This is a genomic window from Agrococcus terreus (assembly GCF_014645235.1).
In the GTDB taxonomy this organism is placed as follows: Bacteria; Actinomycetota; Actinomycetes; order Actinomycetales; family Microbacteriaceae; genus Agrococcus; species Agrococcus terreus.
Window position 1 is genome coordinate 707,448 of record NZ_BMLM01000002.1, and the last position, 12,624, is coordinate 720,071.

A 12,624-nucleotide genomic window follows, 5' to 3' on the forward strand; every position below is an offset into this window, starting at 1 on the left:
CCCGTGGGAGGTCGGTGGCAGGCTGGCGCCATGGCATCGAGCATCGGCACTCGCGGCGGCTCGGCGGATCGTCCCGCGGTCTTCTTCCGCGACGCGGCGGAGTTCCGCGCGTGGCTCGAGGCGCACCACGCGGACGAGTCGGAGCTGTGGATGGGCCTGCGCGCCAAGCACGTCGAGCCGCGCGGGATCACGTGGGCCGAGGCGGTGCCGGAGGCGCTCTGCTTCGGCTGGATCGACTCCGTCTCCCAGCGCATCGACGACGACGCGCGGCGACAGCGGTGGACGCCGCGCAAGGCCCGCTCGATCTGGTCGGCGGTGAACATCGCGCACGTCGAGCGGCTCACGGCGGAGGGGCGGATGCACCCGGCGGGCATCGCGGCGTTCGAGGCGCGGCGGCCGGAGGACGCCGGGCTCTACACGCACGAGCAGCCGCACGACGTCGCGCTGCCGCCGGAGCTGCAGGCCATCCTCGACGCCTCGCCGGCCGCGACGGCGTTCCTCGCGGAGGCGACGCCCGGGTACCGCAAGCAGGCGACGGTGTGGATCCTCGGCGCGAAGCGGGAGGCGACGCGCGTCTCGCGCACGGAGCAGCTGCGCGACGACTCGGCGGCGGGGCTGCAGGTGCCGCCGTTCCGGCCGGGCGCGACGCCGAAGTGGGTGGCGCGGGCGGCCGCGGCCGCGGCCCGCACCGCTGGTTGAGCCGCTCCGCCGCCGCAGGCGGCTGAGCGAGTCGAAACCACAGGATGGCGAGCAGCTCGCCGCGCGGATGGTCTCGAGACGCGTGCCGCCTGCGGCGGCGCGCTCCTCGACCAGCGGGGTGGCCAGCGGAGAGGCGGCGGAGGGCTACCCGCGCGGGCCGCGCCGCTGCAGGTACGCCGCGAGGTTCGCGAGCGACGAGCCGAGGCCCTCCTCGTGGTCCTCCTGCGCGATGCCGGGCGGCACATCCGTCGCCTCGACGCTCACGCGCGTGCCCGCCGCGACCGGCTCGAGCCGCCACGTCATCGTCATCGCGCCGCGGAAGCGCTCGAGCGCCGTCTCGAAGCGGATGCGCTGCACGACCTTCCGCCCGGGGATGAGCTCGAGCAGCTCGACGCGCGAGACGTCGGCGTCGTCGGTGGTCTTCGTGTCCTCCGGCGCCTCGAAGCGGAGCACGATCCGGTAGCCGCCGCCCTCGCGCCCGTCGAAGTCCTCGATCGTGCCGCTCGAGCCCTCCGGCGGCAGCCACTGGGCGAGGGCCGCCGGGTCGACGAGCGCGTCGTAGACCACATCCGGCGGCCCCTGCACGACGGTGTCGGCCCGGTCGACGCGGTGGCCGTCGGGGTGCGGCGTGCCGCGGGCGGCACCGCGCGCGACCGCGCCCACGATCGCCTCGAGCGCGCGGCCGAGGTCGTCGAAGCCGAGCCCCGCGTCGACGGGCGCGGCGCCCGCATCCGTCTCGCCGCCCACGCCCGCGACGCCCGACGACCGCACGGCCGGCACGTGCACGAAGCCGCCCGGCACGTCGAGCCCCGCGACGAGGTACGCGACGTGGTTGCACAGGAACCGGCCCGCGTCGTCGCTCGCCTCGGCGGGCACGCCGGCGTCCTCGATCGCGGCGACGAGCGCCTCGACGTCGAGGCCCGAGGCGCGGCGCTCCGGTCCGTCCGGGTCGATCGGCTCGTGCCGCGGCTGGGCGCCGGCGTTGTCGGGGATGCGCGCGTCGTCCTCGTTCACCCCCCAGCGCTCGGGGGTCACCGCGGTGCGGCCGCCCGCCTCGCCGACCGCCACGACCGCATCCGGCCGGTGCTCGGCGACGAGCGCGGCGAGCGCGCGGTCGGCCTCGCCGAACGCGACCGGCAGCACGCCCACCACGATCTCGACGCCCGGCTGCGGGCGCTCGGCGCGGGCGCCCTCGAGCCGCCGCACGGCCTCGAGGCTGGCGTTCTCGGCGTCGCCGCCGAAGGGCTCGAAGGCGGTGACGAGGATGCGCATGCCCCCATCCTCCCCCCCGGCGCCCGAGCGGTCACCCCCGGGGCCGAGCCGGGCGCCGCCGGGTCGCGCCAGGAGGCAGGATGGGGGGATGACCACTGCAGGGCTCGACGTCGGCGGCACGAAGGTCGCGGGTGTCGCGCTTGCGCGGCGGGACGGCGACGGCGCGGCCCGCGAGGGCGCCGACCGCATCCTCGCCCGCATCCACCGGCCGCACGCGATCGCCGGGCCCGACTCGCTCGTCGACGCCCTCGAGGGCGCGGTTCGCGACCTCGACGCGCAGCTCGCCGCGGTCGGCGAGCCGCCGATCGAAGCGGTCGGGCTCGCGATCGCCGCCTGGCTCACCCGCGATCGCGAGGTCGTGACGTGGGCCGCGCACCTCGGCGTGCGCGACTTCGCCCTGCGCGCGGCGCTCTCGGCGCGGCTCGGGATGCCCGTGACCATCGACAACGACGCGAACGGCTACCTCGTCGGCGAGGCGGAGCTCGGCGCCGCCCGCGGCGCGCACTCGTCGATCCTCATCGCGCTCGGCACGGGCGTCGGCGGCGCGTATGTCGCCGACGACCGGCCGCTCATCGGCGCGCACGGCCTCGCGGGCGAACTGGGCCACGTGACGGTCGACGAGCACGGCCCGATCTGCTCCTGCACGGCGCGCGGCTGCATCGAGTCGTACGCGGGCGGCAACGCCCTCGCGCGCGACGCCGCCTCGGTCGAGGCTGCGGTCGCGCTGGCCCCCGACGGCCGGCCCACCGCCGAGCACCTGGCGGCGGCGGCCCGCGCGGGCGATGCCGCCGCGCTCGCGCTCATGGAGCGGGCCGGATGGGCGGTCGCCGCCGGGCTGCGCCGCCTCCTGCCCGCCTTCGACCCGGAGGTCGTGGTGCTCGGCGGTCGCGTGCTGCTCGAGTGCACCGACCTGCTGCTCCCGGTGATCGAGCGCGAGCTCGCCGCGCATGCGCCGCTGCAGGGCGTGCCGCAGCCGCGTCGGCTCGTGCTCGCCGAGCTCGGCGGGCTCTCAGCCGCGGTCGGCGGCGCGGTGCTGGCCGAGCGCGCGGGACGCGCGGAGGCGGCGCGATGACCCGCCCGGTGACCGTCGTCACGGGCGGCGGCCGCGGCATCGGCGCCGCCACATGCCTGCGGCTCGCGGCCGACGGCCACGACCTCGTCGTCGGCTACCGCGCCGACCGGGCGGCGGCGGAGGCGGTGGTCGCGCAGGCGACGGCGCTCGGCGCACGGGCGGTCGCCCAGCAGGTCGACGTCGTCGACGAGGCCTCGGTGGATGCGCTCCTCGACGCGGCCGCTCCGCTCGGCACGCTCACGGGCGTGGTGGCGAACGCGGGCGCGGCGCGCGCGGTCGGCCGGCTCGCCGACGCGGCCTTCGACGACCTCCGCGCCGACCTCGACGTCAACCTGCTCGGCGTGGTCACCACCTGCCGCGCGGCGGTGCGGCGGCTCGGCCGGGGCGGTGCGATCGTCGCCGTCTCGTCGGTCGCGGCGCGGCTCGGCTCCCCCGGCACCTACGTGCACTACGCGGCGGCGAAGGCGGGCGTCGAGGCGCTCGTCGTCGGCCTCGCCCGCGAGGTCGCGGCCGACGGCATCCGCGTGAACGCGGTCGCGCCCGGCACGATCTGGACCGGCTTCCACCAGGACCCGGAGCGGCCCGCGAAGGTCGCGGCGACCGTGCCGATGGGGCGCGCCGGCCAGCCGGAGGAGGTCGCCGCGGCGATCGCGTGGCTGCTCGGCCCCGACGCCTCGTACGCGACCGGCAGCGTGCTCGAGGTCACCGGCGGGCTCTGAGCGCGCCGACCCGGACCGCGCGGCGCCGGACCGCCGGGTCGGACCGCGAGGGGTCTGACTGCGCCGGCAGCGGCCGACTCAGACGACGCCGGCGTCGCGCGCGATCACCGCGGCGCGCATCCGCGACCGCGCGTCGAGCTTCGCGAGGATGCGCGAGACGTGCGACTTCGCGGTCGGCTCGGTGATGCCGAACCGCTCGGCGAGCTGCGCGTTCGAGAGCCCCTCGCCGAGCCCGGCCAGCACCTCGCGCTCGCGCGCGGTGAGCTGCGCCAGACGTGCCGCCGCCTCGGCGCGCTCGGCCTCCGCCGGCCCGGCCGGCCCTGCCGTCACGGCCCGGAGCCGATCGAGCACCCGCCGCGTCACCTCGGGCGCGAGCACGCTGTCGCCCGCGGCGACGCGGCGCACGCCGGCGACGATCTCGCCCGGCTCGGCGGTCTTCAGCAGGTAGCCGGATGCGCCTGCCGCGAGCGCGCCGTCGACATGCTCGTCCACGTCGTACGTCGTGAGCATGAGCACGGCGACCCCCTCGGCCACGACGGCCGTCGCCGCCTCGATGCCGTCGACGCGCGGCATCCGCACGTCCATGAGCACGACGTCGGGGCGCAGCGCCCGTGCCTGGAGGATCGCGGCACGGCCGTCGGCGGCCTCGCCCACCACCTCGATGCCGGCATCGGCGCCGAGCACCGCCGCGACGCCGGCCCGCACCGCCGCGTGGTCGTCGGCGACGACCACGCGCACGGCGCCGCGCGCATCCACGCCGCCCTCGCCCTCGTGGGCCCGCAGGCCCGCCTCGCCGCTCACGCCGCGGCTCCCGCCGCGGCCGCACCGCGCCGCGCGGCGCCGGCCGGCTCGTCGAACGAATCCCCGGCCGCCGCCGACGGCACCCGCGCCCGCACGAGCCAGCGGTCGTCGTCGACCGGTCCGGCCTCCCCCTCGCCGCCCGCGAGCGTCCACCGCTCGCGCATGAGCGGGATGCCGAGGCCGTTGCCGCCCGCCTCGACGGCCCGCACCGCCATCGCGTTCTCGACGCGCAGCTCGACGCCTCGCTCGCCGAGGTCGTCGACGCGCAGCCGCACCGGCGCGCCCGGCGCGTGCCGCGCGGCGTTCGCGATCGCCTCCCGGGCGATGCGGGCGAGCGCGTGCGACGCCGTGCTCTCGAGCGCCCCCGCATCGACCGCGACGCGCGCGACGAGGTCGACGCCGAAGCGCTCGGCGTCGGCGGCGAGCGCTTCCAGGTCCTCGATGCGCGCCGCCACGCGCGTGCCGGCCGCGTCCCGGTCGTCGCCGAGCACGTCGATGAGCTGCCGCAGCTCGGTGAGCGCCTCGATGCTCGAGCGGCGCACCGCCGCGATCGACCGGGCGGTCGCCGCATCCGGGTGCTCGCGCACCTCGAGCGCGCCGGTCTGCAGCGCGATCGCCGAGAGCCTTGCCGCGAGCTCGTCGTGCAGCTCGCGAGCCATCGCCGAGCGCTCCTGGCGCAGCGCCCCGGCGCGCGCCGCCTCGCCGGCGGCCGCGACCGCCGCGACGCGCTCGCGCTCGGCGCCGAGCAGCTCGTCGCGCTGCCGCACCGACGTGCCCCACAGCGCGGGCGTGCCGAGCAGCATCGCGAGCATCGCCGCCAGCTGCACCGCATCGGCGGGCGTGCCGGGGCGAGCGAGCAGCAGCAGCGCCAGCGCGAGCGCGCCCGCCGCCACGAGCACCGCACGGCGGGCGCGCACGGCCGGGTGCAGCATCGCGGCGTAGACCGCGTCGAGCAGCGCGAGCAGGGGCACGAGCGGCAGCGCGCCGCTCACCCACGCGGCGTCGACGAGCAGGAGCGCGCCGAGCAGCCCGATCGCGAGCAGCGGCGCTCGGCGCTTCAGGAGCGTGGCGAGCGCCGCGGCGACCACGACCGCCCACGGTGCCCAGGGCTCGCCGAGCGGCAAGGTCGGATCGGGCGCCGGGGTGCCGCCGCCGATCGTGAGCCCGCCGCCGACCACGAGCAGCAGCGCCGCGACGGCGACGTCGCCCGCGGTCGAGCTGTAGCGGATGCGCGGCAGCACCCAGGCGTCGAGGGGTGCGGGGGCGGCCATGCCTCCATCCCAGCACGCGCCGCGGCGTCGCGGCTCCTCCGAAGGATGGAGGCGCGGCATGCTCCGCTGCATCCTCCGCCCGACGCGCCCGCCGCTGCCCGCCGCGAGCCTCGATCCATGGACCTCCCCACGATCGGCATGCTCGCGCTGCTCGCCCTCGCCGACTCCACGAGCTTCGGCACCCTGCTCATCCCCGTCTGGCTGCTCCTCGCCTCCTCGCGCCCGCGGCCTGGCCGGATGCTCGTCTACCTCGGCACCGTCGCGGGGAGCTACCTCGTGCTCGGCGCGCTGCTCTCGCTCGGCGCGCGGCTGCTGCTCGACGACCTGCGGGCGTGGATCGCCTCGCCGGTCGGCGGCGGCGTGCTCGTGGTGGTGGGGATCGTGCTGCTCGTCGGGGCGATCGTCTCGGGCGGCGGCGGGGGCGATGGCGCCCCGAGCGGTCGTCTCGTGCGGTGGCGGGAACGGGCGGTCGGCTCGGAGGCCGGCTCGCTGCGGCCGCTCATGGCGCTCGCCGTCGCGGCGACGCTGCTCGAGATCGCGACCCTGCTGCCCTACCTGGTGGCCATCGGCATCCTCGACGCCGCCGAGCTGCCGGTGCCGCTGCACGGCGCGGCGCTCGTGGGCTACTGCCTCGTCATGGTGCTGCCGGCGCTCGCGCTGCTCGTCGTGCGGCTCGTCGCGCACCGCGCAGTCGAGCCGCTGCTGCAGCGCGTCAACGCGTGGCTCACGAAGCAGGCGGGCGAGCTGACGGCGTGGATCGCCGGCCTCGTGGGCGTGCTCCTCATCAACCTCGGATCCGGCCCGATCGGCGGCATCGGCGGCCTCGTCGACGCGGTGACCGACGGCGTCGGCTCGCTGTTCAGGCTCGGCTGAGGCGCGGCGCTCGACCGCCGCCATCCGCATCCGAGCGGCGCCGCCCGCATCCGACTCGCGCCTCTGCTTCCCCGAGTGGCGCCTCCTGCTTCCGAGCGGCGACGTCCGCATCCGAGTGGCGACATCCGGTCGGCAGTGGCGTCGAATGACCGCCGTCCGCCGCCACTCAGGTGCGAACGGCGCCCATCCGCAGCGGAACGGCGCCGCTCAAGTGCCAATGGCGCCAGTCAAGAGCAAGCCGGCGCCGCTCGGCGACTCCGCGCACCGGGCAGTACGTCCGATGGGTCTCTTCGTGCGATCAGTGGTCAGGATCTGCTGCAAGGAGCGACCACTCCCGACCGATCGCGACCACTGACCGCAGGACGTGACCACTCACGAGCACGACGCGACCACTCACGAGCGGGCAGTGACCGCTCCCGCGGCGGCGAGCGACGCGCGAGCGACCACCGACCCAGCGTGCTCTCCGCGCGCACGACGGAGCCCCGCCGCCGGGCGCGATGCCTGGCGACGGGGCTGTCGGATGCGCGGGGTCGCGCAGGAGGCGGAGGGCTCAGCCCTGCGCGCGACGCGGGCCGCGGCGCTGACCGCCGCCGCCCTGGCCACGGCCGGCGTCGCCGCCCTGCATGGAGCCGCCGCCGGTCGACGACCACGCCACCGACGAGCCGCCGCGCGGCTGCTGGCCGCCCTGGCCGCGCCCGCCCTGCGAGCCCTGGCCGCCACGGCGGCCGCCCTGCGCGCCGCCCTGACCGCGGCTGCCGCGGCCGCCACCGGCACCGGAACCGGCACCCGCACCGGCCTTCACCTCGGGGCGACCCGAGCGGTCGCGGCGGGGACGGTCGTCGCGCTCGCGCGACTGGCCGCCGTGCGCGGCCGACGCCGCGGCGCCGCCGCGGGCGTCGCGCGCCGCGCGCTTGCGCTGCGCGTTGGCGCCGGTCGAGCGGCCGCCGCCGCCCTGCTGCTGGATCTCGTTGCCCGAGCCGGGGCCGCCGGGCACCGGGGCCACGTGCGGCGCGTACGGGCCGACGAGCGCGTCGACCGCATCCGACGAGGCCGTGACCTGCTGCGGCTGCACCGTGATGGCGGCCTTCTTCAGCAGGAGCATCGTGTCCTTGCGCTGCGCGGGCAGCATGACCGTGGCGACGTCGCCCTCCGAGCCGGCGCGCGCGGTGCGGCCGGAGCGGTGCAGGTACGCCTTGTGCTCCATGGGCGGGTCGACGTGCACGACGAGCTCGACGTGGTCGACGTGCACGCCACGGGCGGCGACGTCGGTGGCGACGAGCACCTTCACCGAGCCATCGCTGAACGCGGCGAGGTTCCGGTCGCGGGCGTTCTGCGACAGGTTGCCGTGCAGGTCGACGGCGGGGATGCCGGAGGCCGTGAGGTGCTTCGCGAGCTTCTTCGCCTGGTGCTTCGTTCGGGTGAAGAGGATGCGGCGGCCCATGCCCGACGCGAGGCGGCGCACGAGCAGGTTCTTGTCGTCGGGCGAGACCTCGAACAGGTGGTGCGTCATGGCGGCGACGGGCGAGTGCGCCTCGTCGACCGAGTGCAGCACCTGGTCGTGCAGGAACTTGGCGACGAGCTTGTCCACGCCGTTGTCGAGCGTGGCCGAGAACAGCATCCGCTGCCCGCTCTGCGGGGTCTTCGAGAGGATGCGCGTCACGACCGGCAGGAAGCCGAGGTCGGCCATGTGGTCGGCCTCGTCGATGACGGTGATCTCGATGGCCTCGAGCGAGGCGATGCCCTGCTGCATGAGGTCCTCGAGGCGGCCGGGGCAGGCGACGACGATGTCGACGCCGCCGCGGAGGGCCGCCTCCTGCGGGCGCTGCGAGACGCCGCCGAAGATGGTGGTGACGGTGAGGCCGGCGGCCTTGGCGAGCGGCGTGACGGTCGCGGCGATCTGCGTCGCGAGCTCGCGCGTGGGGGCGAGGACGAGGCCGAGCGGCAGGCCCTTGCGGCGGCGGCCGCCGGCGAGCTCGCCGGCGAGGCGCGCGACCAGCGGGATCGCGAAGGCGAGGGTCTTGCCCGAGCCGGTCTTGCCGCGGCCGAGCACATCGCGGCCGGCGAGCGTGTCGGGGAGGGTGTCGACCTGGATCGGGAACGGGCTCGTGCGGTCCATGCCGGCGAGTGCTGTGACGAGCTTCGGCGGGACGCCGAGCTCGGCGAACGTGGGAACGGTGGTCTGCATGCTGTCTTCTCTGTCTGCATCGCGCCGCGCGGCATCCATCCGGCACTCGTGGTTGCTCCGAGTGCTCCGGACCCCACCACGAGTGCCGGGTGCCCGGACGGGTGGGAGTGGATGCGGCGACGCAGGTTCGGCGAGCGCGGCGGTGGCCGCGATCGTTCGCCGCGGAAGGTTCATCGACGCCCGGATCCAGGCCCGCGTGACGGGCGGAGGGAGGCGGAGAGAGGAGCGTTCTACGACGCAGGCGAGCGAGGATCGCTCGCGCAGTGCCTCCATCGTACCAGGGCGCACCGCCGCGCGTGCGGCCGGCACCCGCGTCCGGCCCGCACCGAGGCCCCGCCCACCGCACGCGGAGGTCGCGGCCACACGCCGCGACTACTGTCCCCACATGCCTCGCGACCTGCTCCACGACGACGCCCCCTCGCTCCTCACCCGCGGCTACGGCTTCGGCCGGCGCATCTGGCGCCGCGTCGGCGCCGGCGCGCGCTCGGCGCCCATGCGGCTGCTCGGCGACGACGCGATGCTCGTGCGCGGCGAGGAGGGCGTGCGGGCCTTCTACGACGACCGGCTCATCGCCCGCCACGGCGCGATGCCCGGCATCGTGCAGGAGACGCTCTTCGGCCACGGCTCCGTCCACAGCCTCGACGGCGCCGAGCACCGCCACCGCAAGGCGACCTTCGTCGACGTCGCGTACGAGGACGAGCAGGTGGCGCGGCTGCTGCCGCTGCTCGAGGGCGAGTGGCGTGCCGAGCGCGAGGCGTGGCTCGAGGGCGGCACGCGCTCGGCGTACGACGCGGCCGTCGGCGCGCTCGGCCGCGCCATCATGCGCTGGGCCGGGCTGCCCGGCACGCCCGACGCGAAGACGCGCTGGTCGGCGCGGCTCGCGCAGATCGTCGACGGCTTCGGCGTGCCCTACTCCCCCGAGTACCTGCTCGCGACCGCGAACCGCCTCTGGTCCGACCGGCACGCGGCGCGGCTCGTCGAGGCGGTGCGCGCGGGCGAGCTGGATGCGCGCGCCGGTACCGCGCTCCACGAGTGGTCGTGGCACCGCGACCGCGCCGGCAACCTCCTGCCCGCGCGCCTCGCGGGCGTCGAGCTGCAGAACAGCATCCGGCCGATGATCGCGGTGGCGCGCTTCGTCGCGTTCGCGGCGAAGGCGCTGCACGAGCACCCGGAGTGGCGCACGAGGATCGCGCAGGAGGTCGCGTCGCGCGGCTCCCTGGTGGACGGCCCGCTCGCGGTCGCGTTCGCGCAGGAGGTGCGCCGCACGTCGCCGTTCGTGCCGATGCTGCCGGGCCGCGCGATCGCCGACGTCGAGCTCGACGGCCAGCGGGTGCCGGAGGGCGGCCGGGTCGTGCTCGACATCCTCGGCACGAACACCGACGACGCCTCGTGGGACCGGCCGCACGAGTTCGACCCCGAGCGCTTCCTCGGCGTCGACTTCGAGCAGATCGCCGCCTTCATCCCGCACGGCGGCGCCGACGTCGCGACCGGCCACCGCTGCCCTGGCGAGAAGCTCGCAGTCGCGGGCCTCGCGGCCGCCGTCGCGGCGATGAGCGACCCGCGGCTCGAGATCTCGTCGGCCGGCCTCGACGTCGACCGCCGCCGGCTGCCGACGAAGCCGGCTTCGGGCGGGCGGGTGCACCGCGCGGGGCAGGCGCCCTCCGGCTGCCCGTTCCACCGCTGACGCGCCCGCGGATCCGGCGGGGCCGCGGCTAGCGCGCGGTCAGCTCCGCCTCGAGCCCCTCGAGCGTGCGGCCGCGCGTCTCGGGCACGCGCCGCACGATGAACGCGAGCGCGACCGCGCCGACGCAGGCGAAGAGCCAGAACGTGCCGCTCATGCCGACCGCGGCGAGCAGCGAGGGGAAGGCGAGCGCGAGCGAGCCGTTGACGAGCCAGTGCAGCAGCACGGCCACGCCGATCCCGAGCCCGCGCATCCGCAGCGGGAACACCTCCGAGAGGTAGACCCAGGTCGCGACGTTGAGGAACGTCTGCATCGCGCCGACGAACAGCACGACGAGCGCGAGGATCACGAACGGCCGCGCCGGGTCGCCCACCGCGAGCACCGAGGAGGCGATGCCGATGAGCACGTGGCACGCGGTGGTGAGCGAGAAGCCGAGGATGAGCGTGGTGCGGCGGTCGACGCGGTCCATCATCGCGAGCGCCACGAGGCCGCCGACGACGGCGATGACGCCCGGCGCGACGTTGGCGATGAGCGCCGCCTGCTCCGAGAAGCCGGACTCCACGAGCACGCTCTGGCCGTAGTACATGATCGCGTTGATGCCGGTGAGCTGCTGGGCGACGGCGACGCCGATGCCGGCGACGAGGATGCGGCGCAGCGGCCGGTCGGCGAGCACGTCGACGAGCCGGAGGCGCGCGCGGCCGCGGTCGTCGGCGGCCGCGACCGAGCGCTCGATGCGCGCGAGCTCCGCCGCGGCCCGCTCGGCAGGCCGCACCTGGCGCAGCACGGCGAGGGCGTCGTCGCGGCGGCCGCGCGCGACGAGCCAGCGCGGCGACTCGGGCATCCGCAGCATGCCGACGAAGAGCGCGACGGCGGGCAGCGCGCAGACGGCGACCATGATGCGCCAGACGCCGTCGAGGTGGCCGAGGGTCACGCCGAGGATCGCGTTGACGACGAACGCGGCGAGCTGGCCGACGACGATGGCCACCTCGTTGCGGCCGGAGATGGAGCCGCGGATCTCGTGCGGCGCGAGCTCGGCGAGGTAGACGGGCACGACCGTGGAGGCGCCGCCGACCGCGAGGCCGAGCAGGACGCGCCCGACGACGAGCACGCCGAGGCCGGGCGCCGCGACGAGCACGACCGCGCCGACGAAGAAGAGCACCGCGAGCGCCACGAGCACCGTGCGGCGGCCGTGCCGGTCGGAGAGCCGGCCGCCGAGCAGCGCGCCGATCGCGGCGGCGAACACGAGCGAGCTCGTGGCCACGCCCTGGCCGAGCGCGTCGAGCCCCAGCTCCTCGCTCATGGGCCGCAGCGAGCCGTTGACGACGCCCGTGTCGTAGCCGAACAGCAGGCCGCCGAGGCACGCCACGACCGAGACGACGCCCAGCCGCGCGCCCCACGGGCCCGCCGTCAGCGCCGGCAGCGGCGCCTCGCGCTCCGCGAGGTGCTTGCCCGCGCCATGCGCCACCGCCACGATCGACCTCCGCCTCCCGGCGCCCGCCGCGGGCGCACCCGATCGATCATGCCGTGCGCCGCGTGCCGCGGGCGCGCCGCGCCCGCGCTCAGACCCGCTCGGCGATGAACGCCCGGAGGTGCTCCACGACGAAGGCGTGGTCGTCCAGCTGCGGCAGCCCCGAGACGCCGACCGCGCCGACGACGCCGACGCCGCGGACCGCGATCGGCAGCACGCCGCCGTTGCCGGCGACCTCCCGCGGGTCGAGCCGGCTGTCGGCCTCGAACGTCCAGCCCCTCGCGCGGAACTGCTCCCCGACGCCGAGCGAGGAGCGCTGGTAGTGGAGCGTCGCGCGAGTCTTCCGCTCCAGCCACGCGTCGTTGTCGGGCGTCGCGCCCGTGAGGGCGGCGTGGAAGACGCGCTGCCCCGCGACGACGATGCCGATCACGATCGGGAGGCCCGCGTCGGTCGCCGCGTCCCTGAGCCGCGAGCCGAGCGCCCAGGCGTCGTCGCGGTCGAAGGCCGGCAGCACGAGCTCGCGCTCCTCCTCCTCGACCTGCGCGAGCAGCTCCGGGGTTCCGAGCGCGGGCATGGCCGCCAC

The 12,624-nt window shown here is 76.8% G+C and carries 11 protein-coding genes; 5 read left to right on the top strand and 6 right to left on the bottom strand.

Going from position 1 to position 12,624, the window contains the following annotated elements:
• Window positions 1–30: 30 nt before the first annotated feature.
• Window positions 31–699 (top strand): YdeI/OmpD-associated family protein, encoded by a 669-nt coding sequence (locus tag IEW90_RS13230; RefSeq protein WP_188718736.1) that lies wholly within the window; start codon window positions 31–33, stop codon window positions 697–699.
• 144 nt (window positions 700–843) lie between these two features.
• Here the strand turns inward: IEW90_RS13230 and IEW90_RS13890 are convergent, their stop codons facing one another.
• Window positions 844–1,971 (bottom strand): pyroglutamyl-peptidase I family protein, encoded by a 1,128-nt coding sequence (locus IEW90_RS13890; protein WP_229679676.1) that lies wholly within the window; start codon window positions 1,969–1,971, stop codon window positions 844–846.
• Window positions 1,972–2,059: 88 nt separating this feature from the next.
• On the opposite strand from IEW90_RS13890, the gene IEW90_RS13245 reads away from it, so the two are divergent.
• Together IEW90_RS13245 and IEW90_RS13250 are read left to right on the top strand one after the other, a co-directional pair.
• A complete protein-coding gene (locus IEW90_RS13245) occupies window positions 2,060–3,043 on the top strand; it encodes an ROK family protein (RefSeq protein ID WP_188718737.1) in 984 nt (327 codons plus the stop codon).
• Window positions 3,040–3,762, top strand: a complete 723-nt coding sequence (locus tag IEW90_RS13250) for an SDR family NAD(P)-dependent oxidoreductase (RefSeq protein ID WP_188718738.1) — start codon at window positions 3,040–3,042, stop codon at window positions 3,760–3,762. The genes IEW90_RS13245 and IEW90_RS13250 overlap by 4 nt, the downstream gene beginning before the upstream one ends.
• Before the next feature lie 78 nt (window positions 3,763–3,840).
• On the opposite strand, the gene IEW90_RS13255 is transcribed toward IEW90_RS13250, so the two are convergent.
• Both IEW90_RS13255 and IEW90_RS13260 read right to left on the bottom strand, forming a co-directional pair.
• Complete coding sequence (locus tag IEW90_RS13255) at window positions 3,841–4,563, bottom strand: response regulator (RefSeq protein ID WP_308421883.1); 723 nt, start codon at window positions 4,561–4,563, stop codon at window positions 3,841–3,843.
• The gene (locus IEW90_RS13260; RefSeq protein WP_188718739.1) at window positions 4,560–5,834 is read right to left on the bottom strand and encodes a sensor histidine kinase; all 1,275 of its coding nucleotides are present in this window, start codon (window positions 5,832–5,834) and stop codon (window positions 4,560–4,562) included. The genes IEW90_RS13255 and IEW90_RS13260 overlap by 4 nt, the downstream gene beginning before the upstream one ends.
• 117 nt (window positions 5,835–5,951) lie before the next feature.
• Between IEW90_RS13260 and IEW90_RS13265 the strand changes: the two genes are divergently transcribed.
• Window positions 5,952–6,707, top strand: coding sequence for a GAP family protein (locus IEW90_RS13265; RefSeq protein ID WP_188718740.1), 756 nt, complete (start codon window positions 5,952–5,954; stop codon window positions 6,705–6,707).
• Between the two features lie 550 nt (window positions 6,708–7,257).
• Here IEW90_RS13265 and IEW90_RS13270 read toward each other — a convergent pair.
• Window positions 7,258–8,892 carry a DEAD/DEAH box helicase gene (locus IEW90_RS13270; RefSeq protein ID WP_188718741.1) on the bottom strand — a complete coding sequence of 545 codons (1,635 nt, stop codon included), beginning with the start codon at window positions 8,890–8,892 and terminating at the stop codon, window positions 7,258–7,260.
• Window positions 8,893–9,277: 385 nt separating this feature from the next.
• On the opposite strand from IEW90_RS13270, the gene IEW90_RS13275 reads away from it, so the two are divergent.
• Window positions 9,278–10,576 (top strand): cytochrome P450, encoded by a 1,299-nt coding sequence (locus tag IEW90_RS13275; protein WP_188718742.1) that lies wholly within the window; start codon window positions 9,278–9,280, stop codon window positions 10,574–10,576.
• 28 nt (window positions 10,577–10,604) lie between these two features.
• Here IEW90_RS13275 and IEW90_RS13280 read toward each other — a convergent pair whose 3' ends face one another.
• Window positions 10,605–12,044 (bottom strand): sugar porter family MFS transporter, encoded by a 1,440-nt coding sequence (locus IEW90_RS13280; protein WP_229679677.1) that lies wholly within the window; start codon window positions 12,042–12,044, stop codon window positions 10,605–10,607.
• Window positions 12,045–12,132: 88 nt separating this feature from the next.
• Window positions 12,133–12,615: a heme-degrading domain-containing protein gene (locus tag IEW90_RS13285; protein WP_188718743.1), complete on the bottom strand. Its 483-nt coding sequence runs from the start codon at window positions 12,613–12,615 to the stop codon at window positions 12,133–12,135.
• Between the last annotated feature and the right edge of the window lie 9 nt (window positions 12,616–12,624).